This is a genomic window from Lelliottia sp. SL45, from assembly GCF_026672535.1.
In the GTDB taxonomy this organism is placed as follows: Bacteria; Pseudomonadota; Gammaproteobacteria; order Enterobacterales; family Enterobacteriaceae; genus Enterobacter; species Enterobacter nimipressuralis.
The window spans coordinates 385,206-411,664 of the sequence record NZ_JAPPRH010000001.1 but is presented as its reverse complement, the minus strand read 5'-3'; the positions used below and the strand labels follow the sequence as shown (position 1 = coordinate 411,664).

General features: G+C 56.7%; 17 protein-coding genes. 11 read left to right on the top strand and 6 right to left on the bottom strand.

Features of this window, described 5'->3' with window-relative positions; translation table 11 throughout:
• Positions 1-59 precede the first annotated feature (59 nt).
• From bcsG to bcsE, 3 genes are read right to left on the bottom strand one after another with little or no spacing between them, the layout of a single operon-like run.
• A complete protein-coding gene (gene bcsG / locus OVA10_RS02060) occupies positions 60-1,739 on the bottom strand; it encodes a cellulose biosynthesis protein BcsG (RefSeq protein WP_100778485.1) in 1,680 nt (559 codons plus the stop codon).
• Positions 1,732-1,926: a cellulose biosynthesis protein BcsF gene (bcsF, locus tag OVA10_RS02055; RefSeq protein ID WP_100778486.1), complete on the bottom strand. Its 195-nt coding sequence runs from the start codon at positions 1,924-1,926 to the stop codon at positions 1,732-1,734. The genes bcsG and bcsF overlap by 8 nt, the downstream gene beginning before the upstream one ends.
• Positions 1,923-3,485: a cellulose biosynthesis c-di-GMP-binding protein BcsE gene (gene bcsE, locus OVA10_RS02050; RefSeq protein WP_102105270.1), complete on the bottom strand. Its 1,563-nt coding sequence runs from the start codon at positions 3,483-3,485 to the stop codon at positions 1,923-1,925. The genes bcsF and bcsE overlap by 4 nt, the downstream gene beginning before the upstream one ends.
• Before the next feature lie 178 nt (positions 3,486-3,663).
• Here bcsE and bcsR point away from each other — a divergent pair, with 178 nt between their 5' ends.
• The 9 genes from bcsR to OVA10_RS02005 all read left to right on the top strand — a co-directional run bounded on the left by bcsR (position 3,664) and on the right by OVA10_RS02005 (position 19,553).
• Complete coding sequence (gene bcsR, locus OVA10_RS02045; protein ID WP_100778488.1) at positions 3,664-3,852, top strand: cellulose biosynthesis protein BcsR; 189 nt, start codon at positions 3,664-3,666, stop codon at positions 3,850-3,852.
• An 11-nt stretch (positions 3,853-3,863) separates the two neighbouring features.
• The gene (gene bcsQ, locus OVA10_RS02040) at positions 3,864-4,616 is read left to right on the top strand and encodes a cellulose biosynthesis protein BcsQ (RefSeq protein ID WP_100778489.1); all 753 of its coding nucleotides are present in this window, start codon (positions 3,864-3,866) and stop codon (positions 4,614-4,616) included.
• Positions 4,613-7,231, top strand: coding sequence for a UDP-forming cellulose synthase catalytic subunit (gene bcsA / locus OVA10_RS02035; RefSeq protein ID WP_268195084.1), 2,619 nt, complete (start codon positions 4,613-4,615; stop codon positions 7,229-7,231). Before bcsQ ends, bcsA begins: the two co-directional genes overlap by 4 nt.
• Before the next feature lie 10 nt (positions 7,232-7,241).
• Positions 7,242-9,674, top strand: a complete 2,433-nt coding sequence (gene bcsB, locus OVA10_RS02030) for a cellulose biosynthesis cyclic di-GMP-binding regulatory protein BcsB (protein WP_194513745.1) — start codon at positions 7,242-7,244, stop codon at positions 9,672-9,674.
• 6 nt (positions 9,675-9,680) lie between these two features.
• Entirely contained in the window at positions 9,681-10,787 is a 1,107-nt protein-coding gene (bcsZ, locus tag OVA10_RS02025) for a cellulose synthase complex periplasmic endoglucanase BcsZ (RefSeq protein ID WP_268195362.1), read from the top strand.
• Positions 10,769-14,266, top strand: coding sequence for a cellulose synthase complex outer membrane protein BcsC (gene bcsC / locus OVA10_RS02020; RefSeq protein ID WP_268195081.1), 3,498 nt, complete (start codon positions 10,769-10,771; stop codon positions 14,264-14,266). Before bcsZ ends, bcsC begins: the two co-directional genes overlap by 19 nt.
• Positions 14,267-14,385: 119 nt before the next feature.
• On the top strand, positions 14,386-16,392 hold the full coding sequence (hmsP, locus tag OVA10_RS02015; protein WP_233210367.1) for a biofilm formation regulator HmsP: 2,007 nt from the start codon (positions 14,386-14,388) through the stop codon (positions 16,390-16,392).
• 159 nt (positions 16,393-16,551) lie between these two features.
• Entirely contained in the window at positions 16,552-17,838 is a 1,287-nt protein-coding gene (gene dctA, locus OVA10_RS02010; RefSeq protein WP_100778496.1) for a C4-dicarboxylate transporter DctC, read from the top strand.
• Between the two features lie 224 nt (positions 17,839-18,062).
• Positions 18,063-19,553, top strand: a complete 1,491-nt coding sequence (locus OVA10_RS02005) for a M16 family metallopeptidase (protein ID WP_268195078.1) — start codon at positions 18,063-18,065, stop codon at positions 19,551-19,553.
• A gap of 75 nt (positions 19,554-19,628) precedes the next feature.
• Here OVA10_RS02005 and OVA10_RS02000 read toward each other — a convergent pair whose 3' ends face one another.
• The gene (locus OVA10_RS02000; RefSeq protein WP_123429833.1) at positions 19,629-20,558 is read right to left on the bottom strand and encodes a sugar kinase; all 930 of its coding nucleotides are present in this window, start codon (positions 20,556-20,558) and stop codon (positions 19,629-19,631) included.
• Between the two features lie 231 nt (positions 20,559-20,789).
• Between OVA10_RS02000 and pdeH the strand changes: the two genes are divergently transcribed.
• Positions 20,790-21,563 (top strand): cyclic-guanylate-specific phosphodiesterase, encoded by a 774-nt coding sequence (gene pdeH / locus OVA10_RS01995; protein ID WP_100778499.1) that lies wholly within the window; start codon positions 20,790-20,792, stop codon positions 21,561-21,563.
• A 122-nt stretch (positions 21,564-21,685) separates the two neighbouring features.
• Entirely contained in the window at positions 21,686-23,746 is a 2,061-nt protein-coding gene (locus OVA10_RS01990; RefSeq protein WP_123429832.1) for an AsmA family protein, read from the top strand.
• A gap of 88 nt (positions 23,747-23,834) precedes the next feature.
• Here the strand turns inward: OVA10_RS01990 and OVA10_RS01985 are convergent, their stop codons facing one another.
• Complete coding sequence (locus OVA10_RS01985) at positions 23,835-25,157, bottom strand: MFS transporter (RefSeq protein WP_100778501.1); 1,323 nt, start codon at positions 25,155-25,157, stop codon at positions 23,835-23,837.
• Positions 25,158-25,431: 274 nt separating this feature from the next.
• Positions 25,432-26,457, bottom strand: a complete 1,026-nt coding sequence (gene yhjD / locus OVA10_RS01980; RefSeq protein WP_100780794.1) for an inner membrane protein YhjD — start codon at positions 26,455-26,457, stop codon at positions 25,432-25,434.
• Positions 26,458-26,459: the final 2 nt, after the last annotated feature.

The window sequence follows — 26,459 nt, the reverse complement described above, 5'->3', positions numbered from 1 at the left end:
TCCCCACCCCGGCGGCTCTCCTGTGCGGAGAGTCGTCAGGGTGGGGGAGTTACTGAACCTTATTGCGGGTATGGCACCCAATCACCACCGTTCAACCGTACATACGGCTTGTTCTGGTACTGAATCACCACCGCATTCGCGTTCTCAGACACTTCCGCCGTCTGCGGCAGACCGCTGGTGAGCTGATTCCAGTTCACGCTGTCTTCCACAAACAACTTCCCGTCTACCGCACGCGCAACCAGCTCGGAAATTGCCAGATAGCTGCTCGGCTGGGTGATTTCGATTGGCGCACCCTGATGCGGTGCTTTCATGCCGAAGAACTTAATCCCGGCGGGCACGTTGGTGATGGACGGGCTTGGGATATCGCGCAAGCCGGAGACCTGCATTCTGTCGCCTTTCAGCGCGCCACCGTGCTCTGGCACCACAACCACCATCACCCGACGGCCTGATTTTTCCAGTTCGGTAAAGAACGCATCCAGCTCATCGAAGAACTTCTGCGCACGAACTTTGTAATCCGCCGTTTTGCTCACGCCTGGATAGTGGTTACCGTCGTGCAGAGGCAGGGTGTTGTAGAAGGTCGCACTACGGGTGTTTTCCTCTTTCCCGACCGTTTGCAGCCAGCGTTGCAGCGTGGCGGTGTCGTCATACACCGGTGAACCGTCAAAGCCCAGCAGCGGCACCGGCAGACCGGTTTGGTCCATCAGCGGCGCATGCATCCCGCCGTTCTCGCGCACTTCTTTCAGGAAGCCGCCAAAGATACCGTTATGGCCGAGCATCAGGTGCTGGGTAAAGCCCAGTTTTTCGAGGTTATCGAACAGGTAGCACTGATTGCCCGCAGGCTGATACAGATTTTTATGCGACGGCTGACCGCAGCTGGCGCGCAGCAGACGAATCGCCGCCGGGCCGCTGTACGAGGTGGCCGAGTTAAAATCTTTGAACTGGATATCGAAATGCGACCACAGCGGGTGAGACGACAGACCTGCTGCCTCCACATCGGCCCAGGAGAGGGAACAGATGTTGATCACCAGCAGTTCAAACGGCTGCGCGTCGGCAGGCAGTGACGCCGGGAATTTCGTCTGACGCTTGGCTTCCGCGTTATAGAAGCTGGACAGCCAGGCGTTCAGGTTGGTAGAGGTAGGTGGCGCAGTTTGCGCCGGGATATCCCCGATCACGGCTGTATCGCCAGCGGTAGCAACTGTCGGCGCGGCGCTGCCGCCCGTGGTGGTCACGGTTTCTGTCGGCTGACCGGCTGGCCACAGGGAGAAGCTCGGGCCTGCCAGCGTCAGGACGTTCAGCCAGATCATAATCGCCACCACGAACACCGTGATGCGGATCCATTGGGAGAGGAACAGCCATGCGATCAGCATCACGAAGATGGCGCCAATCATCTGCCAGTTGATAAAGCGTTCGGTCAGATCGAGAAGATAATCGCTGCTAAAGCCCGCCACCTGCGAGCCCTGACTCATGATGCTATCCGGGCCTGGAAGCCAGGTGTCATGCCAGAACAGCCCGAAGCCAATCGGTATCGCTACCCAGTGGCGCAGGCGGTGCAGCTTCAGGTTCGGAATGGGCATCAGCAAAAATGCCATAAACACCAGGTTAAGCAGCGGATGGAAATTCAAATAGCCCGCCCAGAGCAGGCCGAATTTCACCAGAAAATAGAAGTTCCAGCCGGACAGGCCGCGCCAGTATTGCCAAAGCGGCGAAGGTGCCGAAGCAGTATAGGTAGAATTAGTCATGTTTTCGGTTTGCCTTGACGTGTGAAGCCCGTTTCAGTGTTCCAGCTGGTTTAACATAGCGAGGTTTTGCAAACAGCAGTCTTACCGTATCGCGGGTACGGCGTAATGAATGGCGCGCATAGTAGCCAAGTGGGAAGAAGATGATCGCGCACAGGATCACGAGCTGAATAATGTCAGTGTTGTTCATGATGATGCCCTCTCCTCTGCATCACTCAGCAAACGCAGCGGCTCAGGGACGCGACGCCAAACGTGTCCGTCGTGGGTGGCGTTCAGCACCGGTTTGCTGTCGCTCGCGACCAGCAGCGGTTTACCCCATTGTTCCGGCTGCAGCTGTTTCATCTGCACAATTTCGGCGCTGATCAAATTGTCTTCAAACCAGACCATGCGGTTGGAGAAGATATCTCCGGTTGGCAGCGGGAAAATGTGGTTAAGGGCAGTATCCAGGTCGTTGATGCGACAGAAGGACAAAAACAGCACCAGGCGATTATCGCCGATGGTCATGATATCCCCGGTACGGTTCGGGCGGCACAACGTCAGCGCCTGCTCAATACGGATACCCGGAACCGGACGCAGCGCGACCATCACCCCTTTACCGTCTGCGGGCAGCAGCGTGTTGCTCATCATGTTGCTCACCGCGTCGCAGAAGGTATCCCATTTCTGGTAGCCGCGCAGCTTCATCGGCTGGGTCATGGAGAGCAGCGTTGAGATCTCTTCCGGGACGTGGCGATTAAACTGCTGACCCTGGAGGCTTTCAATGAGCGTCAGGCAGCGAGAAAGCGGGGCGTTCCACGGGATCACCATGTTCGCGCCGCAGCCGAGCAGCAGGCGCTCGTCGGTAGCGCGCAGGCTGGTATTGTTCTCACGGACCACGATTTTCAGTGCGCTGCCGCGCTGGCGACGCAGGGTGTGGATCTGTCGGGCTATCGACTCAATCTGATTATTCTGTGTCAGTGAAAAGACAATCGTCGCGGCCTGCGTGGTGCGGGCTTCATTAAACAGCGATTCGTTGGTTTCGAACAAAGACCAATATTCAGAGAGGGCAGGGGCGCCTTCTAATACAGCGATGTGGCTCAGTATGCGTTTTTCATCGTTTCGTGGCTGAACGACGGTTTCTTCCTGCTGGGCGACATGCCACTCGCCAGCAATATGCTTCAGCGTCAGCTGTTGTCGGGCGCTCACCCCTTTTTCATTGCACCAGAACGCAATATCGTAAAGATGGCTGTCGGCCTGATGGCGCGTACTGGCCAAACCAAACAGGGAACGATATTCACTCATTAAAAATGAGAACTGCTTATCATTATTACTACCAGGACTGATCACCAGCAGCGTGCAATTTTGATCGCGCACCCATTTATTGATTTTTTCCAGCCAGACTCGCAATTTTTCTGTGGGTATATTTTGCCAGGTATTGTTCGCGCATTTAAGCACCAGTAAATAATGATGAGGATCGATGCTGCATTGAATGTCGCGGGGCAAAAAGTATAGACCATCTTCCTGGTTTGGCATGGAAAACAGACGTACTTTATCTGGCCCCTGTTCATTACTCAGGCTGATGATATCTTTAGGGTCCTCACCCATGGTCACCACAGCAACGTGGGCACTTTTCTCTTGCGCTGCAATTGTTTGATTCACAAGACTAATAGCGTCTTCATTGCGGTCCGTACTGATCCACCAGACTCCGCCGGCTGGCATGTGGCGCAATTCATCCCATAATGACTGGATACCAACTGAAAATATGGGGTTCACGGTGTCCCTCTTCGCGACTAATTTACCTGTATCTCAGTTTACTAGCGAAAGCTCAGAAATAAACCTAACATTGAAATTAAAGACCATCAGATTTAGCATATGAATGAATTTTCGCAGGCAGGAAGCCGTGCAACTACCTCTGTTGTTCGTTGAGAATTAATAAAGGAATGAAACTAAAATGCATAATAACGAACCAACAACGCCGGTTGATTCTGGCCTTGGGTACACATTCCAAAATGATTTTTTGGCGTTAAGCCAGGCTTTCTCATTGCCTGAAATAGACTACACCGATATTTCACAGCGAGAACAGCTGGCAGCGGCGATTAAACGCTGGCCATTATTAGCTGAATTTGCCCGTCAACAATAAGGGAGCCATTGATGGCCATACTTGGATTACAGGGCATTCGTGGCGGTGTTGGCACGACGTCAATAACAGCAGCGCTGGGATGGTCATTACAGATATTAGGCGAATCGGTACTGGTTATTGATGCCTGTCCCGATAATTTGCTGCGGATGTCTTTTAACGTTGACTTTGACACTTCTGATGGCTGGGCGCGGGCGTTGCTCGACGGTCGCGACTGGCGAGATACCGCACAACGTTACACGTCGCAGCTCGATATCCTGCCGTTCGGCCAGTTGACCGCGAGCGAAAAAGAGTCCATTTACACCCGCTATGGCACGCTGGGCTATTTTGCCGATGCATTGCAGCTGTTACAGGAAAAAAGCCACTACCAGTGGATTTTGCTCGATCTCCCAAGCGGCTTCTCACCGCTCACCCGCCAGTTAATCGAACACTGCGATCACACGCTGACGATTGTGAACGCGGATGCCAACTGCCATGTTCGCCTGCATCAGCAGGTGCTCCCGAACGGAGCGCATATTCTGATCAACGATTTACGCCTGAACAGCCAAATTCAGGACGATCTCTACCAGGTCTGGCTGCAAAGCCAGCGTCGTCTGCTGCCGATGGTCATTCATCGCGATGAAGCCATCGCCGAGTGCATGGCATCCAAACAGCCGCTCGGCGAATACCGTAGCGATTCTCTGGCGGCGGAAGAGATCCTCACTCTGGCGAACTGGTGCCTGTTGCACTATACCGGACGCCCGGAGCCTGCCGGGAGAGGCCTATGAGCCGGCTGTCCAACGCGCTCCTCATCCCGCCCGTTAGCACGCGCTTAAGCGAGCGTTACCGGAATTATCGCCGTCACGGTGCGTCTGCCTTTAGCGCCGCGCTGGGCTGCTTCTGGGTGATTTTGGCCTGGATGTTCATCCCACTCGAACATCCACGCTGGCAGCGTATTCGTGCACGCCATCGCGAGCTTTATCCGCATCTCGACCCTGATCGCCCGCGCCCTCTCGATCCGGCGCGCTACGCGATTCAGGCGTTATGGCTTATCGTCAGTCAGGCGAAACGCGAAAAAACCGAACCGCGCTGGCGCACGTACAGTCGCTTTAAGAACGTGCGCGGGCGTTACCATCAGTGGCTGGAAACACTGCCTGAGCGCTTCAGCGACCAGACCAGCCATCTCGATTCGCATAAAGAGCTGGGGCATCTGCATCCCGGCTTGCGGCGTTTTATTCTCGGGGTGATCGTCGTTTTCTCGCTCATTCTGGCGCTGCTCTGTATCACTCAGCCGTTTAACCCGCTGGCGCAGTTTATCTTCCTGATTCTGCTGTGGGGCGTGGCCCTGCTGGTGCGGCGTATTCCTGGGCGCTTCTCGGCGCTGATGCTGATTGTGCTCTCCCTGACCGTCTCCTGCCGCTACATCTGGTGGCGCTATACCTCGACGCTGAACTGGGATGACCCGGTGAGCCTGACCTGCGGTTTGGTCCTGCTGTTCGCGGAAACTTACGCGTGGGTAGTGCTGGTGCTGGGGTATTTCCAGGTGGTCTGGCCGCTGAATCGCCAGCCGGTTCCGCTGCCGAAAGACACCGCCCAGTGGCCGACGGTGGATATTTTCGTTCCGACCTATAACGAAGATCTGAACGTGGTGAAAAACACCATCTACGCCTCTCTCGGTATCGACTGGCCGAAAGACAAGCTTACTATCTGGATTCTGGACGACGGAGGGCGCGAAGAGTTTCGCCAGTTCGCCGACAGCGTGGGGGTGAAATACATCGCCCGTACTACCCACGAGCACGCCAAAGCCGGGAACATCAACAACGCGCTGAAGTATGCCACGGGCGAATTCGTGTCGATTTTTGACTGCGACCACGTCCCGACGCGCTCGTTCCTGCAGATGACCATGGGCTGGTTCCTCAAAGAGAAACAGCTGGCGATGATGCAGACGCCGCACCACTTCTTCTCGCCGGACCCGTTCGAGCGCAACCTCGGGCGTTTTCGCAAAACGCCTAACGAAGGCACGCTGTTCTACGGGCTGGTGCAGGACGGGAACGACATGTGGGATGCCACCTTCTTTTGCGGCTCTTGTGCGGTGATTCGCCGTAAACCGCTGGATGAAATTGGCGGTATCGCCGTGGAAACCGTCACCGAAGATGCGCACACCTCTCTGCGCTTGCACCGTCGCGGCTACACCTCGGCATACATGCGTATTCCGCAGGCGGCGGGGCTGGCGACGGAATCGTTATCCGCCCACATTGGCCAGCGTATTCGCTGGGCGCGCGGAATGGTGCAGATTTTCCGTCTCGATAACCCGCTGACGGGTAAAGGGCTGAAGCTCGCGCAGCGTCTCTGCTACGTCAACGCCATGTTCCACTTCCTGTCCGGTATCCCGCGGCTGATCTTCCTGACGGCACCGCTGGCCTTCCTGCTGCTGCACGCGTACATCATCTTTGCCCCGGCGCTGATGATTGCCCTGTTCGTTCTGCCGCACATGATCCACGCCAGCCTGACCAACTCGAAAATTCAGGGGAAATACCGCCATTCGTTCTGGAGTGAAATCTACGAAACGGTGCTGGCCTGGTACATCGCACCGCCAACGCTGGTGGCGCTGATTAACCCGCATAAAGGCAAATTCAACGTCACCGCAAAAGGCGGGCTGGTGGAAGAGGAGTACGTCGACTGGGTGATCTCCCGCCCGTACATTTTCCTCGTCCTGCTGAATATCTTCGGCGTGATGGTGGGGATCTGGCGCTACTTCTACGGCCCGGAAAACGAAGTGCTGACGGTCTTCGTCAGCCTCGCATGGGTCTTCTACAACCTGATCATTCTCGGCGGCGCGGTGGCGGTATCGGTGGAGAGCAAACAGGTTCGTCGCTCCCATCGCGTTGAAATCTCCATGCCTGCGGCGATTGCCCGTGAAGATGGCCATCTCTTCTCCTGTACCGTCCATGACTTCTCCGACGGGGGGTTAGGCATCAAGATTAACGGCCAGGCGAAAGTGCTCGAAGGGCAGAAGGTGAAATTGCTGCTCAAGCGCGGCCAGCAGGAGTACGTCTTCCCGACGCAGGTTGTGCGTGTGTTGGGCAATGAAGTGGGGCTGCAGCTGATGCCGCTCACCAAGAAGCAACATATTGATTTTGTACAGTGTACCTTTGCCCGCGCGGATACGTGGGCACTCTGGCAGGATAGCTTCCCGGAAGATAAGCCGCTGGAAAGTCTGCTGGATATTCTGAAGTTGGGGTTCCGTGGTTATCGCCACCTTGCAGAATTCGCTCCGCCGTCAGTGAAAATAATTTTCCGTTCACTTACCTCGCTGGTTTCCTGGGTGGTGTCGTTTATCCCTCGTCGCCCTGAGCGGGATGAGGCGAAACAACAACCGGACCCGGTTATGGCTCAACAATGATGATAACGCGATGAAAAGAAAACTTTCCTGGATATGTGCTGTGGCGGTTGGGATGAGTTCGCTGCCCGCAATGATGGCTCAGGCGGCGCCTGAAAATTCGACGCAAACCCCTGCGCCGACGGTGCCTGTCGTGGCGCAAGCGACGGATCCGGTGGTTACCGCAGCACCTGGGCAAACCGAAAACGTGGTGCCTAATCAGCCAACGGAGGGGAACACCCTGCCGGGAACGCCGACAGGCGCGCAGGCGGTTGGTCAGGTGATGCCAGGCGTGAACGGTGCGAATGCGCCTATCGTTGCGGATAACGTTCCGTCGCGTGACGTGAAGCTGACGTTTGCGCAGATTGCGCCGCCTCCGGGCAGCATGATCCTGCGCGGGATCAACCCGAACGGTGGCGTTGAGTTTGGCATACGCAGCGATGAAGTGGTCTCCAGCGCGCTGCTGAATCTGGAATACACCCCATCGCCGTCCCTGCTGCCGGTTCAGTCCCAGCTGAAGGTCTACCTCAATGACGAGTTGATGGGCGTACTGCCGGTCACCAAAGAACAGCTGGGCAAGAAAACCCTGGCGCAGGTGCCGATCAACCCGCTGTTTATCACCGACTTTAACCGCGTGCGCCTCGAATTTGTCGGCCACTATCGCGACGTCTGCGAAAACCCGGCCAGCAGCACTCTGTGGATGGACGTCGGTCGTAACTCCTCCCTGAACATGACGTACCAGACGCTGGCGGTCAAAAATGACCTTTCCGCGTTCCCGATTCCGTTCTTTGATCCACGCGATAACCGCGAGCTGAACCTGCCGGTGGTGTTTGCCGGTTCACCGGACGTGGCGCAACAGCAGGCGGCGACCATCGTCACCTCGTGGTTTGGCTCCCGCTCTGGCTGGCGCGGGCAGAGCTTCCCGGTACTGTTCGACAAGCTGCCGGAAAGAAACGCTATCGTGTTTGCCACCAACGACAAACGCCCGGCGTTCCTGCGCGATCACCCTGAGGTGAAAGGCCCGACCGTCGAAATGATGAATCATCCGGATAAGCCGTATGTGAAATTGTTAGTGGTATTTGGTCGCGATGATAAAGATCTGGTCCAGGCGGCGAAAGGCATTGCCCAGGGGAACGTGCTGTTCCGTGGCAATAGCGTCGCTATTGGCGACGTGAAACCGCTGCTGGCGCGTAAACCTTACGATGCGCCAAACTGGATCCGCACCGATCGCGCGGTGACCTTCGGCGAACTGAAAACCTATGAAGAGCAGCTCCAGTCTACCGGGCTTGAGCCATCTGCGATTAACGTCTCCCTGAACCTGCCGCCGGATCTCTATCTCCTGCGCAGCAACGGGATCGATATCAATCTGAACTATCGCTATACCGCGCCGCCAACGAAAGACAGCTCGCGCATGGATATCAGCCTGAACAACCAGTTCCTGCAATCCTTCCCGCTGACCAGCAGCCAGGACACCAACAAGCTGTTGCTGCGTCTGCCGGTCCTTCAGGGTCTGCTGGACGGCAAAACGGACGTCTCCATTCCGGCGCTGAAACTCGGGGCGGTGAACCAGTTACGCTTTGATTTCCAGTACATGAACCCAATGCCTGGCGGCTCGGTGGATAACTGCATCACCTTCCAGCCGGTGGCGAATCATGTGGTCATCGGCGATGACTCCACCATCGACTTCTCGAAGTATTATCACTTTATCGCCCTGCCGGATCTGCGCGCTTTTGCTAACGCCAGCTTCCCGTTCAGCCGTATGGCCGACCTCTCTGAAACCATCGTTGTGATGCCAAAAACACCTAACGAAGGCCAGGTGGCGACGCTGCTTGATGCAATGGCGTCCGTTGGCGCACAAACCGGTTTACCGGCGCTGAACGTCACGTTGACGGATGATGGCAGCCAGATTCAGGGTAAAGACGCCGATATCATGCTCATTGGCACCATCCCGGATAAGCTGAAAGACGATAAACGTATCGACCTGCTGGTCCATGCGACCGAGTCCTGGGTGAACACACCGCTGCGCCAGACCTCCTTCCCGAGCATCATGCCGGATATGGCCGACCGCGAAGCGAGCGTTCAGACAAACATCAGCTCCCAGGGACCGATGGCAGCGATTGTCGGCTTCCAGTCTCCTTACAACGATCAGCGCAGCGTCATCGCCCTGCTGGCAGACAGCCCGCGCGGGTATGAGCTGCTGAATGGCGCGATGAATGACAGCGGTAAGCGCGCCGCGATGTTTGGTTCGGTCGCGGTAATCCGTGAGTCAGGCGTGAACAGCCTGCGCGTGGGTGACGTCTACTACGTCGGTCATCTGCCGTGGTTCGAGCGTATGTGGTATGCCCTGGCAAACCATCCGGTGCTGCTGGCAGTCTTCGCGGCGATAAGCGTCGTGCTGCTCGCGTGGGTGATGTGGCGTCTGCTGCGTATTATCAGCCGTCGTCGTCTGCATTCGGATCGTGAGTAACCGGTGATGAAAGGGTTTCGCTGGTGCGTAATGGCTATGGTGGTAATGGCGGCGACGAACGTTCGCGCCGCCTGCACCTGGCCTGCATGGGAGCAGTTTAAAAAGGACTATATCAGCGAAGGCGGGCGCGTCATTGATCCCAGTGACGCGCGCAAAATCAGTACGTCGGAAGGGCAAAGCTACGCGCTGTTTTTTGCCCTCGCGGCGAACGATCGTCAGACCTTTGATCGCCTGCTCGGCTGGACGCGCGACAACCTCGCGCAGGGCGATTTGAGCCAGCATCTTCCCGCCTGGCTGTGGGGAATGAAAGAGAAAGACGCCTGGGCGGTGATCGACAGCAATTCAGCGTCGGATGCCGATATCTGGATTGCCTGGTCGCTGCTGGAGGCGGGGCGTCTGTGGAAAGCGCCAGAGTACACCGCCACCGGGAAAGCGCTGCTCAAGCGCATCGCCACTGAAGAGGTGGTAAAAGTGCCGGGCCTGGGGCTGATGCTGCTGCCCGGTAAAGTCGGCTTTGCCGAAGAGAAATCCTGGCGCTTTAACCCAAGCTATCTCCCGCCGCAGCTGGCGAACTATTTCACCCGCTTTGGCGCACCCTGGACTACGCTTCGTGAAACCAATTTGCGCCTGCTGCTGGAAACCGCGCCAAAAGGGTTCTCACCCGACTGGGTGCAATATCAAAAAAATAAGGGCTGGCAACTGAAGCCAGAAAAAACGTTTATCGGCAGTTACGATGCGATTCGCGTCTATCTCTGGGCGGGCATGTTGCACGACCGGGACCCGCAGAAAGCACGGCTGCTGGCGCGTTTTAAACCCATGGCGACGCTAACAACAAAAAAAGGCGTTCCCCCTGAGAAAGTCGATGTCGCCAGCGGTAAAACCACGGGTAATGGCCCGGTTGGTTTCTCCGCCTCACTGCTGCCGTTTTTACAAAACCGCGATGCACAAGCGGTACAACGTCAGCGTGTCGCCGACCATTTTCCCGGTAACGACGCCTATTACAGCTACGTACTGACCCTGTTTGGACAAGGATGGGATCAGCACCGTTTTCGTTTCACCGCAAAGGGTGAATTACACCCTGACTGGGGCCAGGAATGCGCAAGTTCTCATTAAGTTTACTCAGTTTATCCCTTGGATTGACGCTGATGCCGCTGGCGCAGGCCGCCAATTCTCCGCAGCAGCAACAGCTGCTGGAACAGGTGCGCCTGGGCGAATCGACCAACCGCGAGGATTTGGTTCGCCAGTCGTTGTATCGTCTTGAACTGATCGACCCCAACAATCCGGATGTGGTCGCCGCGCGTTTCCGCTATTTGCTGCGTCAGGGTGATAACGCCGGGGCGCAAAAAGAGTTAGACCGTCTCAAAGGGCTTGCGCCCAGCTCCAGCGCCTATAAAGCGTCGCGCAATGCGATGCTGCTCTCGACCCCAGAAGGACGTCAGGATCTGCAGCAGGCGCGCCTGCTGGCCACAACGGGCCATACTCAGGAAGCGATTGCCGCCTACGATAAAATCTTCGCTGGCGATCCGCCGAACGACGTTCTGGCGGCGGAATACTGGAACGTGGTGGCTAAAAATCCTGCCCGCAGCAACGAGGCTATTAATCAGCTTAAAAAAATTAACCTCAGCAGCCCTGGCAATACCGAGCTGCAGAACTCGTTATCCCAGCTGTTATTCAAAAACGGCCGTCGCGATGAGGGCTTTGCCGTCCTCAGGCAGATGGCGAGATCAAACGCCGGGCGCGATGCGGCCTCTGATATCTGGTATCAGCAGATCAAAGACCTGCCGGTCAGCGCCGGCAGCGTAAAAGCGCTCCAGGATTATCTGCAGGTGTTCAGCGCGGGCGATAACGTCACCGCCGCCCGCTCGCAGCTGGAAGCTCAGCAAAAACAGCTGGCCGATCCGGCGTTCCGCGCCAAAGCCGAAGGGCTGGCCGCCGTGGAGGCAGGACAGGGCAATAAAGCGGTATCTGACCTGCAGCAGGCGGTAAACGCCAATCACACCGACAGCGAAGCCGTAGGCGCGTTGGGCCAGGCCTACTCCCAGCGCGGCGATCGTGCCCGCGCCGTTGCACAGTTTGAAAAAGCCATTGCCCTCGATCCACAGAGTGATAACCGGGGGAAATGGGACAGCCTGCTGAAAGTGAACCGTTACTGGCTGCTGATCCAGCAGGGCGATGCCGCGCTGAAAGCCAACAATGTCGCGCAGGCAGAACGTTACTACCAGCAGGCGCGCACAGTCGATAATACCGACAGCTACGCGGTGCTCGGGCTGGGTGACGCCGCCGTCGCGCGCAAAGACAACGCCGCCGCCGAGCGTTTCTACCGCCAGGCCCTGCGGATGGACAGCGGCAACAGCAACGCGGTGCGCGGGCTGGCGAATATCTACCGTGCGGAATCGCCGGAAAAAGCCGACCAGTTTATCCGCTCGCTCTCTGCCAGCCAGCGTCGCAGTATCGACGATATCGAACGCAGCCTGACCAACGACAGATTATCCCAGCAGGCAGAACAGCTGGAGAACGAGGGTAAATTTGCACAGGCAGCGGAAATTCAGCGCCGCCGTCTGGCGCTCTCGCCGGGCGATGTGTGGATTACCTATCGCCTGTCGCGCGACCTCTACAGTGCCGGACAGCACAGCCAGGCGGATACGCTTATGCGCCAGCTGGCCAGCCAAAAACCGGCCGATCCGGAGCAGGTGTATGCCTACGGGTTATATCTTTCGGGTAACAATCAGGATCGCGCGGCCCTTGCGCACCTGAACACTCTGCCGCGCGAGCAATGGAGCGGCAATATTCAGGAACTGGCTAACCGCCTGCAAAGCGATCAGGTGCTGGAAACCGCCAATCGCCTGCGTGAAAGCGGCCAGGAGCGGGATGCCGAAACGTTACTGCGCCAGCAGCCTGCCTCCTCACGTATCGATTTAACGCTGGCCGACTGGGCGCAGCAGCGCGGGGATAACTCGTCGGCCATTGCGGCCTACAACACTGTCCTGCAGCGTGAACCGCAAAATGTTGACGCCCTGCTCGGCCTGACGGAAGTCTATATCGCGCAAGGCAATAAAGACGCTGCCCGCGCTGAGCTTGCCAAACTGCCCGCCGGGCAGAACGGTGAGGCGACGTCGATCAACACGCAGCGTCGCATCGCGCGGGTGCATGCCGATCTCGGTGATACGACTGCCGCACAGCAGACCTATAGCAAAATTATTCCGCAGGCCAAATCGCAGCCACCGTCGATGGAAAGCGCTCTGGTGCTGCGCGATGCGGCTAACTTCCAGGCTCAAAGCGGCCAGCCGCAGCAGGCGCTGGAAACCTACAAAGATGCAATGGTGGCCTCCGGCGTCACCCCGTCGCGCCCTGAAGATAACGACAGCTTCACCCGTCTGACGCGCAATGACGAAAAAGACGACTGGCTGAAACGCGGCGTGCGCAGCGATGCGGCGGATCTCTATAAGCAGCAGGATGTGAATGTCACGCTGCAGCACGACTACTGGGGTTCCAGCGGTACGGGCGGGTATTCCGACCTGAAAGCGCACACCACCATGCTGCACGTGGATGCGCCGCTGTCGGACGGACGGATGTTCTTCCGAAGCGACATGGTGAACATGAACGCAGGTTCCTTCGATACCAACGGTGGCACCTACGACCCGAAATGGGGGACCTGTGCGGCGACGCCGTGTAGCGGCAACACCAGCCAGAAACAAAACGGCGCCAGCGTGGCCGTTGGCTGGCAGAACAAAACCTGGGAAATGGACATCGGCACCACGCCGATGGGCTTTGACGTCGTCGATGTGGTCGGCGGCCTGAGCTACAGCAACGATCTCGGCCCGATCGGTTACACCCTGAATGCCCATCGTCGCCCGATCTCCAGCTCACTGCTGGCCTTCGCCGGACAAAAAGACCCGAACACGGGAACCACCTGGGGCGGCGTGCGCGCAACCGGCGGTGGCGTCAGCGTCAGTTACGACAAAGGCGAAGCGAACGGCGTCTGGTCAAGCCTGAATATGGACGCTTTGCAGGGCAAAAACGTCGAGGATAACTGGCGTATTCGCTGGATGACCGGCTATTACTATAAGCTTATCAACGACAACAACGAGCGTCTGACGGTGGGCGTGTCGAATATGCTCTGGCATTACGACAAAGATTTGAGTGCCTATTCTCTGGGACAGGGCGGCTACTACAGCCCGCAGGAGTATGTCTCCTTCGCGCTGCCGGTCACCTGGCGTAAACGCACCGAAAACTGGTCATGGGAGCTGGGCGGGTCGGTCTCCTGGTCGCATTCCAAAACCAAAGACGGAATGCGTTACCCGATTCAGGGGCTGATTCCAGATAATCACTACGATATCGATGACAACCTGATGTATTCCGACAAAAAAGAGCCGGAAAATGGCAGCAGCTCGTCCGGTACCGGTTATACCGCGCGGGCGATTATCGAACGTCGCGTGACCTCAAACTGGTTTGTCGGTCTGGGCGTTGATATTCAGGAGGCGAAAGATTACACCCCGAGTCATGCGTTAATTTACGTGCGCTACTCGGCTGAGGGCTGGCAGGGCGATATGGACCTGCCTCCGCAACCGCTGATCCCTTACGCGGACTGGTAACCGGATTTATCTTTAATCCACCTCTTAGGCTCTCTTAAAATCGTCGCGATCGGGTATACTCTGCCGGGAATAGGGTAACACTTTGTTACCCTATGCTTCGGGTTTTGTGGAGAGTCAATTTGCGTGTCAGCCGTTCTTTAACTATCAAACAAATGGCGATGGTCTCAGCCGTCACTATGGTGTTTGTATTCGTCTTTTGCGTCATTTTGCTGTTTCATTCCGTACAGCAGAATCGCTACAACACGGCTTCGCAACTGGAAAGTATTGCCCGCTCGGTCCGTGAACCGCTTTCCGCCGCCATTCTCAAAGGGGATATCCCCGAAGCAGAAACCATCATCAAGCGCATTCAGCCTGCGGGGATCGTCAGCCGCGCGGATGTGGTATTACCCAATCAATTCCAGGCGTTGCGGATGAGCTTTATTCCCGAACGTCCGGTGCCGATGATGATCATGCGGATGTTTGAGCTGCCGGTACAGATTTCGCTCCCGCTCTATTCTCTCGAACGCCCTGCCAACCCGCAGCCGTTGGCCTATCTGGTGTTGCAGGCAGATGCCTATCGCATGCATAAGTTTGTCATGAGCTGGATCTCCACGTTAGTAACCACTTACTTACTTTTGACGCTGATCCTGACCGTGGCGCTCACCTGGTGCATTAACCGGCTGATCGTCCATCCGCTGCGTAAAATTGCCCGAGAGCTAGACAATCTCGCCCCGCAGGACCAGGTCGGACACCAGCTGGCCCTGCCGCGCCTGCACCACGACGATGAAATCGGCATGCTGGTGCGGAGCTATAACATCAATCAGCAGCGCCTGATGCGTCAGCATGATGAAATCAACAGCAACGCGACCCGCTTCCCGGTCTCGGATTTGCCGAATAAGGCATTCCTGATGGCCCTGCTGGAGCAGACCGTCGCGCGCCAGCAGACCACCGCGCTGATGGCAGTGGCCTGTGAAACCCTGCAGGACACGGCGGGCGTGCTGAAAGAGAGCCAGCGTGAAATGCTGCTCTTGACGCTGGTGGAAAAGATCAAATCGGTGCTGGCGCCGCGCATGGTACTGACGCAGGTCAGCGGCTACGACTTTGTGATTCTGGCCCACGGTGTGAAAGAGCCGTGGCACGCCATCACATTAGGTCAGCAAGTGCTCACTGTCATCAATGAGCGGCTGCCCATCCAGGGGATTCAGCTGCGCCCAAGCGCCAGCATTGGCCTGGCGATGTATTATGGCGATCTGACAGCGGAACAACTCTATCGCCGCGCCTTCTCGGCGGCCTTTACCGCCCGTCGTAAAGGCAAAAATCAGATCCAGTTCTTCGAGCCAGAGCAGATGGAAAAGGCGCAGCAGCGCCTGACGGAAGAGAGCGATATCCTCACGGCGCTCGATAATCACCACTTTGCGATCTGGCTCCAGCCGCAGGTGAATCTGGCCACGGGCGACGTCACCAGCGCGGAAGCGTTACTGCGCGTCATGCAGCCAGATGGCTCCTGGGAGCTGCCAGAGGGGCTTATTGAACGCATCGAATCCTGCGGCCTGATGGTGACGGTCGGCTACTGGGTGCTGGAAGAGTCATGCCGCCAGCTTTCGGCCTGGCAGGAGCGCGGTATCAACATGCCGCTGTCGGTGAATCTGTCGGCGCTACAGCTGATGCATCCGACGATGGTTTCCGAGATGCTGGAGCTGATCAACCGCTACCGCATCAAGCCGGACACTCTGATTCTGGAGGTGACGGAGAGCCGTCGCATCGACGATCCAAACGAAGCGGTGGCGATTCTGAAACCGCTGCGCAACGCCGGTATCCGCATTGCACTGGATGATTTCGGCATGGGCTACGCCGGTCTGCGTCAGCTCCAGCACATGAAAACGCTGCCGGTGGATGTCCTGAAGATCGATAAAACCTTCGTTGACGGCCTGCCGGACGACAGCAGCATGGTGGAAGCCATTATCCAGATGGCGCGCAGCCTGAATCTGCACGTCATTGCCGAAGGGGTCGAAACCGAAGCCCAGCGCGACTGGCTGGCGCAGGCGGGTGTCGAAAGTGGACAAGGTTTCCTGTTTGCCCGAGCCGTTCCGGCGGAAGAGTTCGAAAAACGCTACTTTACGGGCGACAATTCTTACGTAAATGTCTAACTTTGTTGCTGGCTTGTTCGAGTCAGCACACAGTTTTTAACATTCATGTTTCATATTTGATCTAAGGTCATTTCTGTCATGTTTTACGGGTGTTATTTTAAAGCCGCAGGAAAGTTGTACCCATAAGAATCCTGTGGTTTTTCTTTCCAAGGACACCCTATGAAAACCTCTCTCTTTAAAAGCCTTTACTTTCAGGTCCTGACAGCGATTGCCATCGGTATTCTGCTTGGCCATTTCTACCCTGAACTGGGCGCTCAAATGAAACCGCTTGGCGACGCGTTCGTTAAGCTCATTAAAATGATCATCGCGCCCGTTATCTTCTGTACCGTGGTGACCGGTATCGCTGGCATGGAAAGCATGAAGGCGGTAGGCCGGACCGGTGCGGTGGCGCTGCTGTACTTTGAAGTGGTCAGTACGATTGCGCTGATTATCGGCCTGATTATTGTCAACGTCGTGCAGCCGGGCGCGGGGATGAACGTCGATCCTTCGACGCTGGATGCGAAAGCGGTCGCCGTTTACGCCGAGCAGGCCAAAGACCAGGGCATCGTCGCCTTCCTGCTGGATGTCATTCCTGGCAGCGTAATTGGCGCCTTCGCCAGCGGGAATATCCTGCAGGTGCTGCTGTTCGCCGTGCTGTTTGGTTTTGCCCTGCATCGCCTGGGCAGCAAAGGGCAGCTGATTTTCAACGTCATCGAAAGCTTCTCGCAGGTGATTTTCGGCATCATCAATATGATCATGCGCCTGGCACCCATCGGGGCGTTCGGGGCGATGGCCTTTACCATCGGTAAATATGGTGTCGGCACCCTGGTGCAGCTCGGCCAGCTGATCATCTGCTTCTATATCACCTGTATTCTGTTTGTGGTCGTGGTGCTGGGCAGTATTGCGCGCGCGACGGGCTTCAGTATTTTCAAATTTATCCGCTACATCCGCGAAGAGCTGCTGATTGTGCTGGGGACGTCGTCCTCCGAATCCGCACTGCCGCGTATGCTTGATAAAATGGAAAAACTGGGCTGCCGTAAATCGGTGGTGGGGCTGGTCATTCCGACGGGGTACTCGTTTAACCTCGACGGAACATCGATATATCTGACCATGGCGGCGGTGTTTATCGCCCAGGCGACCAACAGCCACATGGATATCTTCCATCAGATCACCTTGCTGGTGGTGCTACTGCTCTCCTCGAAAGGGGCGGCGGGCGTGACGGGCAGCGGGTTTATCGTGCTGGCGGCGACCATCTCGGCGGTAGGGCATCTTCCGGTGGCGGGCCTGGCGCTCATTCTCGGCATCGACCGCTTTATGTCCGAAGCCCGCGCCCTGACTAACCTGGTGGGTAACGGTGTTGCCACGGTGGTGGTGGCGAAATGGGTGAAAGAGCTGGACCATAAAAAACTCGACGATACGCTGAATAATCGCGTGCCGGAGAGCAAATCCCACGGTTTATCCTCATAAATTCAGCACTTATGCCCGCTCACCCTTGTCGGGGAGCGGGCTCCTGCGCATAATAACTGCTCATACCTGTCATACTTCGACAAGATTTTTTTCGGGTATATTTCACTTCTCGCCGTGACGTTTCGCAGAACACGCGGTCTAATCGAAGTGTTTGAACGTTATCTTCAGAGTGCTCAATGTAGTGAGACACTCTTTTTAACCAGGAATGTTGATCAGGGGTTTACATGCAGGGCACAAAAATTCGACTCTTAACCGGCGGTTTGCTGATGATGGCAGCAGCCAGTTATGTGCAGGCAGATACGCTCCAGCCCGACCCAGCCTGGCAGCAGGGCACACTGGCGAATGGTTTTCAGTGGCAGGTTTTAGCCACTCCGCAACGTCCCAGTGACCGCATCGAAATTCGTCTTTCCGTCAATACCGGTTCATTAACCGAGAGCACGCAGCAGAGCGGGCTTAGCCATTTTATTCCTCGACTGGCGCTGACCCAAAGCGGCAGTTTGCAAGCCGTGCAGGTGCGTTCACTGTGGCAGCAGGGCATCGACCCGAAACGTCCACTTCCACCTGCAGTTGTCTCCTACGACTACACCATGTTTAACCTCAGCCTGCCCAACAACCGTAACGACCTTCTGAAAGAGGCCCTGACGTGGCTGGGCGATACCGCCGGTAAAGTGGCGATCACCCCCGATACGGTCAACTATGCCCTGAGCAACAGCGACATGGTGGCGACCTGGCCTGCGGATACCAAAGACGGCTGGTGGCGTTACCGCCTGAAAGGCTCATCGCTGCTGGGACACGATCCGGCAGAGCCGGTCAAACAGCCGGTGGATATCGAGCAGGTTAAATCGTTCTATCAAAAATGGTACACCCCGGATGCGATGACCCTGATTGTGGTCGGCAACGTCGACAGCCGCGCGGTGATCGAACAGATTGGCAAAACCTTTGGCGATCTGAAGGGAAAACGCGAAGTGCCTGCGCCGGTTTCAACGCTGGCCCCGCTGCGTGCCGAGCCGGTGAGCATCATGACCGACTCCGTGCGTCAGGACCGTCTGTCGCTGATGTGGGACACCCCATGGCAGCCGATTCGTGAATCCGCCGCGCTGCTGCGCTACTGGCGTGCCGATCTCGCCCGTGAAGCGCTGTTCTGGCATGTTCAGCAGACCCTGAGCAAAAACAATGCGAAGGATATCGGGATTGGCTTCGACTGCCGCGTGCTGTTCCAGCGCGGACAGTGTGCGATTAACGTGGAGTCGCCAAACGACAAGCTGAGCACGAATCTCAGCGTCGTCGCCAAAGAGCTGGCCAAAGTGCGTAAAGATGGCCTGGGCGAAGAAGAGTTCAACGCGCTGGTGGCCCAGAAGAATCTGGAGCTGCAAAAACTGTTTGCAACCTACGCCCGCACTGACACGGATATCCTGATCAGCCAGCGCATTCGCTCTCTGCAAAATCAGGTGGTGGATATCGCGCCGGAGCAGTATCAGAAACTGCGCCAGGACTTCCTGAACAGCCTGACCGTTGAGATGATTAATCAGGATCTGCGTCAGCAGTTGTCGCAAGATATGGCGCTTGTTCTGCTGCAGCCGAAAGGCGAGCCGGAATACAACATGAAAGAGCTACAGGCCACCTGGGATGAGATCATGTCGCACGAAGAGCGTACGGTTCAGCCTGCGGCCGATGATTTGCATCAGGATGCGACGGATATTCCGCAAGCGCAGTAATGGCGAAAAGATAATAAAACGGCAACCCTAGGGTTGCCGTTTTTTTTGTTTGTCAGCCGGGTGTCGTGCACGAACTCAGTCAGGCATCGCCTCGCGCGGGATAATCGCCCCGCGATACTGAATCACTGTACTGGCCGTCAGATGCCCGCGTTTTGCGGCCTCCGAAGGTGTACCGCCCGTCAGGCGCACGGCCAGATATCCGGCGCTGAACGAATCGCCCGCCGCCGTGGTATCCACCACTTTTTCTTTCGCCAGTTTCACCGCAGGGACGTCCACCACGGCAGCACCTGCCACGGAGACCAGGCAGGAATCGGCGCCACGCTTAATCACCACTTCCGACACACCGGCCTGATGCGTACGTGCGATCACGTCGTCGACCGGTTTTTCGCCCCACAGGGCATCTTCGTCATCGAGGGTTAAGAACGCGATATCGGTGCAGTTCAGCATCTGCTGATAAACCTGCTGCGTCTCTTCGCGGCTCGCCCACAGGCGCGGACGGTAGTTGTTATCGAAAATCACTTTCCCGCCGTTCGCGCGGCATTCGTGAAGCAGAGAGAGCAGTTTTTCGCGGCTGGATGGGCTTAAGATCGCCAGGCTGATTCCGCTCAGGTAGAGATAATCATAGGTCGCCAGCTCTTCGCAGATGGCCGCAGACTCGTCGCTCTCCAGCCAGAATTTGGCTGCGGCTTCGTTGCGCCAGTAGTAGAACGTGCGCTCGCCGGTGCTGTCGGTCTCGATGTAGTACAGCCCCGGAAGACGGTTTTCCATACGCTGAATCAGCGACGTCTGGACGTTTTCACTCTGCCAGGCTTCCAGCATTTGCTGGCTGAAGCTGTCGGTACCGAGTGCGGTCACATAGTTGACTGTCAGCGCGTCAGGGGCGACCTGACGGGCAATATAGACCGAAGTATTCAACGTATCGCCACCAAAACCGCGGCTAACGTCCGCACCTTTTTGTGACAGCTCAATCATGCATTCGCCAATCACGGCAATTTTTTTAGACATAGTCGTGAACCTGAACCGATAAATTAATGTAAGTGTGCGCTGTGGGGATTTTATGGTCAACTATATTAAAACGTCGTTCCAAATTTTTTTTTGAGCCAGCGCGCGTTCCGGGCAGATTCTGTCATCTTAATTTCATTTTCCCCGCCAGCTGAACATAAAGTTCTCACATCCCGGGCCGATAACCTTTTGACGAGTCCAGACACGTCATCTCTTTTCAACAGGACATCTGAAATGAAGTCAGAGCAGGTTATCCAGCGGCTATGCACCACTCCGGAAGCAAGTATTGAAAGCTTGCAGGAGCATCGCTATTGGCTGCAATGTGAGCGTGCTTATACTTATCAGCCGATTTACCGCATTGACGGCAGACTCATGGCAATTGAAATCTTGACTGTCGTGACCCACCCGTCGAATCCTACGCAGCGCATCGCCCCGGATCGCTATTTCGCCGAGGTGAGCGTACGTCAGCGTCTGGATGTGCTGGAAGAGCAGCTCGAAATGCTGGGGACGAAACGGGACTTTTTCGCCCGCCACGACATTCTGGCGTCGGTGAACGTCGACGGCCCGACGCTGATCGCGCTGCGCCAGAATCCGCAGCTGCAGAAACTGGTCGCCTCGCTGCCGTGGATGCGCTTTGAGCTGGTCGAGCACGTGCGCCTGCCGCAGGACTCCTCCTTTGCCTCGATGTGCGAGTTTGGCCCCCTGTGGCTGGATGATTTCGGCACGGGCATGGCGAACTTCTCTGCGTTAAGCGAAGTACGCTACGACTACATCAAAGTGGCCCGCGACCTGTTCATCATGCTGCGCCAGACCCAGGAAGGCCGCAATTTGTTCACGCTGCTATTGCAGCTGATGAATCGCTATTGCCAGGGCGTGATTGTCGAAGGCGTTGAAACGCTCGAAGAGTGGCGGGATGTGCAGAACTCCCCCGCAGCGGCTGCACAGGGGTATTTCCTCTCTCGTCCGGTACCGATGGATACGCTCGATAACGTCATTATCACGTTGTAACCTCTGCTGTTTCCCAGAATAGCGCGTGGCGAACACGCGCTATTCCCGGAAGCAGCGTCCCCCTTTTTTCCCAGGCCTGAGCTATATTCATGAAAGGCAAGGTAATAAAAAAGGGGATAACGATGTCCAAAACCACCAGGATCGTCACCTGGGTAGCAGGGATCTTCTTGTTGTTGATTGTGGTCGCCATCATCATCATCGCGACGTTCGACTGGAACCGCCTCAAACCGACCATCAACCAGAAAGTCTCCACTGAACTGAACCGGCCTTTCGCCATTCGCGGCGATCTCGGTGTGGTCTGGGAGCGTCAGAAAGACGAAACGGGCTGGCGCAGTTGGGTGCCCTGGCCGCACGTTCATGCCAACGATATTATTCTCGGCAACCCGCCCGATATTCCGGAAGTCACCATGGTCCACCTGCCGCGCGTGGAAGCGACGCTGGCACCGTTAGCGCTGCTGACGAAAACCGTCTATCTCCCGTGGATCAAACTGCAACAGCCCGACGCGCGGCTGATTCGCCTGTCAGAGAAGAACAACAACTGGACCTTTAATCTGGCCAGCAGCGGTGAGAAAGATCCCAATGCGCCGCCGTCGGCCTGGTCTTTCCGGCTGGATAATATTCTGTTCGATCGCGGGCGGATCGCCATCGATGACAAAGTCAGCAAAGCGGATATTGAGATCCTGGTCGATCCGCTGGGCAAACCGCTGCCGTTCAGCGAAGTCACCGGCACCAAAGGCAAAGACGAGAAAACCCGCGTGGGTGATTACGTCTTTGGCCTGAAGGCGAAAGGGCGCTACAACGAGCAACCTCTCACCGGGACCGGCAAAATTGGCGGCGTACTGGCGCTGCGCAGTGAGGGTACACCGTTCCCGGTGCAGGCGGATTTCCGCTCGGGCAACACCCGTGTGGCGTTTGTCGGCACGGTACATGACCCGATGAAAATGGGCGGCGTCGATTTGCAGCTCAAATTCTCCGGTGATTCGCTCGGTGAGCTGTACGACTTAACCGGCGTCCTGCTCCCGGATACGCCACCGTTTGAGACGGACGGGCGGCTGGTCGCCAAAATCGATACGGAAAAATCGTCGGTCTTTGATTACCGCAATTTTAATGGCCGTATCGGTGACAGCGACATTCACGGCTCGCTCGCTTATACCACTGGCAAACCGCGCCCGAAACTGGAAGGTGACGTGGAATCGCGCCAGCTGCGCCTCGCCGATCTCGGGCCGCTGATTGGCGTCGATTCGGGTAAAGGTGCTCAGCAATCCAAACGCTCTGAGCAGAAGAAAGGCGAGAAAGACATTCAGCCGTCGGACAAAGTGCTGCCGTACGACCGCTTTGAAACCGACAAATGGGACGTGATGGACGCCGATGTGCGCTTCAAGGGGCGCAAAATCGAGCACGGCAGCACGCTGCCGATAAGCGACCTCTCGACCCATATCATCCTGAAAAACGCCGATCTGCGCCTGCAGCCGCTGAAATTCGGGCTGGCGGGCGGGACCATCTCCTCCAACATTCACCTCGAAGGCGATAAAAAGCCGATGCAGGGGCGGGCCGATATTCAGGCGCGCAGGCTGAAGCTGAAACAGCTGATGCCGAACGTGGAGCTGATGCAGAAAACCCTCGGTGAAATGAACGGTGATGCGGATATTCGTGGGGTGGGGAACTCCATCGCGGCACTGCTCGGTAGCAGCAACGGAAATCTCAAACTGCTGATGAATGACGGCCTGGTGAGCCGCAACCTGATGGAGATCCTCGGGCTGAACGTCGGTAACTTTATCATCGGGCAGATTTTTGGTGATGATGAAGTGCGGGTGAACTGCGCGGCCGCCAACCTGGATCTGGTCAACGGCGTGGCGCGTCCGCAGATTTTTGCCTTCGATACAGAAAATGCGGTGATCAACGTGACCGGGACGGCGAGCATGGCCTCGGAGCAGCTGGATTTAACCATCGATCCGGAGAGTAAAGGCTTCCGTATTATTACCCTGCGCTCACCGCTTTATGTTCGCGGTTCGTTCAAAAATCCGCAGGCGGGTGTCAAAGCCGGGCCGTTGATTGCGCGCGGCGCTGTCGCGGCAGCGCTGGCAACGCTTGTCACGCCAGCGGCGGCTCTGCTGGCACTGATTTCGCCGTCAGAAGGTGACACCAATCAGTGTCGGACGATTTTGTCGCAGATGAAAAAGTAACGAGGCGTGTGATGCTCTCATCCGGCCCTCTCCCGAATGAGAGAGGGTGAACAGAAAAAAAACGGCAACCCGAGGTTGCCGTTTTTATTTATAAGGACTGATGCCGCGTTTCGTGCGTCAACAGCAGCGCAATCAGCGTCAGTCCTGCCATCGCCGCCAGATATACGCCCACGTAGAACAGCCCATAGTTCGCCTGCAGCCAGGTGGCGATATACGGCGCGACAGAGGCACCCAGAATCGATGACACGTTATAGGAGAAAGACGCGCCGGTGTAACGCACTTCGGTCGGGAACAGCTCCGGCAGCAGCGCACCCATCGGGCCAAAGGTCAGCCCCATCAGGCTCAAACCAATCAGTAAGTAAGCCATCACCAGCGCCGGGCTACCTGAACCCAGCAGCGGTGGGAAGACGAACAGTGCGAAGAGAATAATCAGCGAAGTAATCACAATCATGCTTGAGCGACGGCCAAATTTATCCGCCAGCAGCCCGGCGATCGGCACCATCACGCCAAAGCCGATCACCGCCATCATCAGCATCCACAGCACTTCATTGCGCGGCAGACCAAGGCCCACGGGGGCTGCTGCGGTACTGAAGGTCATGGAGTAGACCGTCATAATATAAAACAGCGTATAGGTCGCCAGCATGATGAAGGTGCCGAGTACCGTCACGCGAAGGTGTTTGGTCAGCAGCGTGCCCAGCGGGATTTTCACCTGCTTTTTCGCCGCCGCGACTTTGGCGAACACCGGCGTCTCATGCAGGGAAACGCGCACATACAGGCCGATCAGCACCAGCACTGCCGAGAAGATAAACGGAATACGCCAGCCCCAGCTCATGAACTGCTCGTCGGTCAGCAGCCAGGAGAGCAGCAGGAAGGTGCCGTTCGCGAAGAAGAAGCCAATCGGCGCGCCCAATTGTGGGAAAGAGCCGTACAGCGCGCGTTTACGCGGTGGCGCATTTTCTGTCGCCAGCAGCGCCGCGCCGCCCCACTCACCGCCAAGCCCCAGGCCCTGACCAAAACGCGCCAGCGCCAGCAGCATCGGCGCCAGAATACCGATTGTTTCGTAGGTCGGCAGCAGGCCAATCGCTACGGTAGATATCCCCATCGTCAGCAGCGACGCTACCAGCGTCACTTTACGCCCGACGCGGTCGCCAAAGTGTCCGAAGACCGCCGAACCAATCGGGCGGGCGATAAAGGCGATGGCGAACGTTGCCAGCGATTGCAGCGTGGCAGCCGTCGGATCACCCTGCGGGAAGAAGATATGCGGAAAAACGATGACCGCGGCGGTCGCGTAAATATAGAAATCGAAGAATTCGATAGCGGTGCCAATCAGAGAGGCAACGACGACTTTATTACGCGAGTTTACCGGCGTGCTTTCCGGTTCTGAATCGAGAGTTGTGGCTGTGGCTTGCATAAAATTTTCTTATTGTTTGGTCTGACGAAAGGCCATATTACGCATAGCAAAAGCGACATTTCAATCTGTAACAAGGGCGCGATGCGGTGAGAAAAGCAGCAAAAAGCGGATAATATTCAGGCTGACGAAATACCTTCCATGAAATGCTTCACAGAATTCAAATATCAGTCGATAAAACTGGTTTTTGGTTAAATAAAAGTTACAGGCTGGATTTATATGCTGAAATGGTGAATCGGGCTGAAACTTTGCATTCTTATTCAGCCCGATACGCCGTTTAGCGGTGGGTTTTGCCCGGCATTCGCGGGTCGTCTTTGTATTCGGCAGTGGCAATCCACGCGGCGCAGAACAGCGTCAGACGGGCGAAGAAGTAGAAGAACGCCATCAGACCGAGAACCGAGCCAAACGCCGCGCCAGACGGGGATTTCACCAGCGACGGCAGGGTGTACGTCATCACGATCTTAATCACTTCAAAGCCAATCGCGGCGATAAAGGTCCCACGGATCAGCGCTTTCTTGCGCGGACGGTGGCGCGGTAATCGCCAGAAGATCCAGAAGAACAGCAGATAGTTGGCAAAAATGGAGATCGCCAGACCAATCAGCCGCCAGGCGGGTTTCAGCCAGTCGATGTAATCCAGATAGAGCGCTGAAATGATCATCTGCTGAGCGGAACCGGCGACAGAGGTGATCGACAGCGTCACAACGAGGGCAACCAGCAGGCCAATCAGCGACACGAAATCGCGGAAATACTTAATCCAGATTTTCTCCTGATCCTGCGGCTTGCGCTCCCAGACGTCGCGCGACTGGGCGCGAATCGCCTCGCGCAGGTTCCCCATCCAGTTGATGCCGGAATAGAGGGCAATCAGCAGCCCGACAATCCCGACGGTGGTACGCTGCTGCACCGCGGTGTTGATGGTGCTTTTCAGGGTGCCAGCCAGCGTCGGGTCGCTCACGTTAACCAGAATCTTGTTGAAGATGTCCTGCAAGAGCGTCGGGTGCGAGGCGAGGACAAAACCCGCCGCCGCAAATGACACCATCATAATCGGGATCATCGACAGGAAGGAGAAGTAGGTAATCGCCGCACCAAACTGGTTGCCCATGCGGTCGTTGAAGCGCTCTGCGGCGCGGATCAGGTGCGCAATCATCGGCCGGCGCTGAATCTTTTGCGCGGTTCCGGTGACGGTCTCCAGCGCTTTGGTGGCTTTAGCGGCTGAGGGGCTTTTTTGCGGCTCAGATTCCATCTTTTTGATGGGTTCGTATTCCAGTTCTTGAGTGGGTCGTTGCGGGTTGTTTTCCGGCGTCACGC

Excerpts from the sequence above, each read along its gene's own strand:
- pdeH (WP_100778499.1), top strand. The coding sequence starts at position 20,790 with ATGAAGTCAGAGCAGGTTATCCAGCGGCTATGCACCACTCCGGAAGCA.
- bcsF (WP_100778486.1), bottom strand. The coding sequence starts at position 1,926 with ATGAACAACACTGACATTATTCAGCTCGTGATCCTGTGCGCGATCATC.
- bcsB (WP_194513745.1), top strand. The coding sequence starts at position 7,242 with ATGAAAAGAAAACTTTCCTGGATATGTGCTGTGGCGGTTGGGATGAGT.
- dctA (WP_100778496.1), top strand. The coding sequence starts at position 16,552 with ATGAAAACCTCTCTCTTTAAAAGCCTTTACTTTCAGGTCCTGACAGCG.
- OVA10_RS01990 (WP_123429832.1), top strand. The coding sequence starts at position 21,686 with ATGTCCAAAACCACCAGGATCGTCACCTGGGTAGCAGGGATCTTCTTG.
- bcsG (WP_100778485.1), bottom strand. The coding sequence starts at position 1,739 with ATGACTAATTCTACCTATACTGCTTCGGCACCTTCGCCGCTTTGGCAA.
- OVA10_RS02000 (WP_123429833.1), bottom strand. The coding sequence starts at position 20,558 with ATGTCTAAAAAAATTGCCGTGATTGGCGAATGCATGATTGAGCTGTCA.
- bcsQ (WP_100778489.1), top strand. The coding sequence starts at position 3,864 with ATGGCCATACTTGGATTACAGGGCATTCGTGGCGGTGTTGGCACGACG.
- bcsA (WP_268195084.1), top strand. The coding sequence starts at position 4,613 with ATGAGCCGGCTGTCCAACGCGCTCCTCATCCCGCCCGTTAGCACGCGC.
- OVA10_RS02005 (WP_268195078.1), top strand. The coding sequence starts at position 18,063 with ATGCAGGGCACAAAAATTCGACTCTTAACCGGCGGTTTGCTGATGATG.
- bcsR (WP_100778488.1), top strand. The coding sequence starts at position 3,664 with ATGCATAATAACGAACCAACAACGCCGGTTGATTCTGGCCTTGGGTAC.
- bcsC (WP_268195081.1), top strand. The coding sequence starts at position 10,769 with ATGCGCAAGTTCTCATTAAGTTTACTCAGTTTATCCCTTGGATTGACG.
- OVA10_RS01985 (WP_100778501.1), bottom strand. The coding sequence starts at position 25,157 with ATGCAAGCCACAGCCACAACTCTCGATTCAGAACCGGAAAGCACGCCG.
- bcsZ (WP_268195362.1), top strand. The coding sequence starts at position 9,681 with ATGAAAGGGTTTCGCTGGTGCGTAATGGCTATGGTGGTAATGGCGGCG.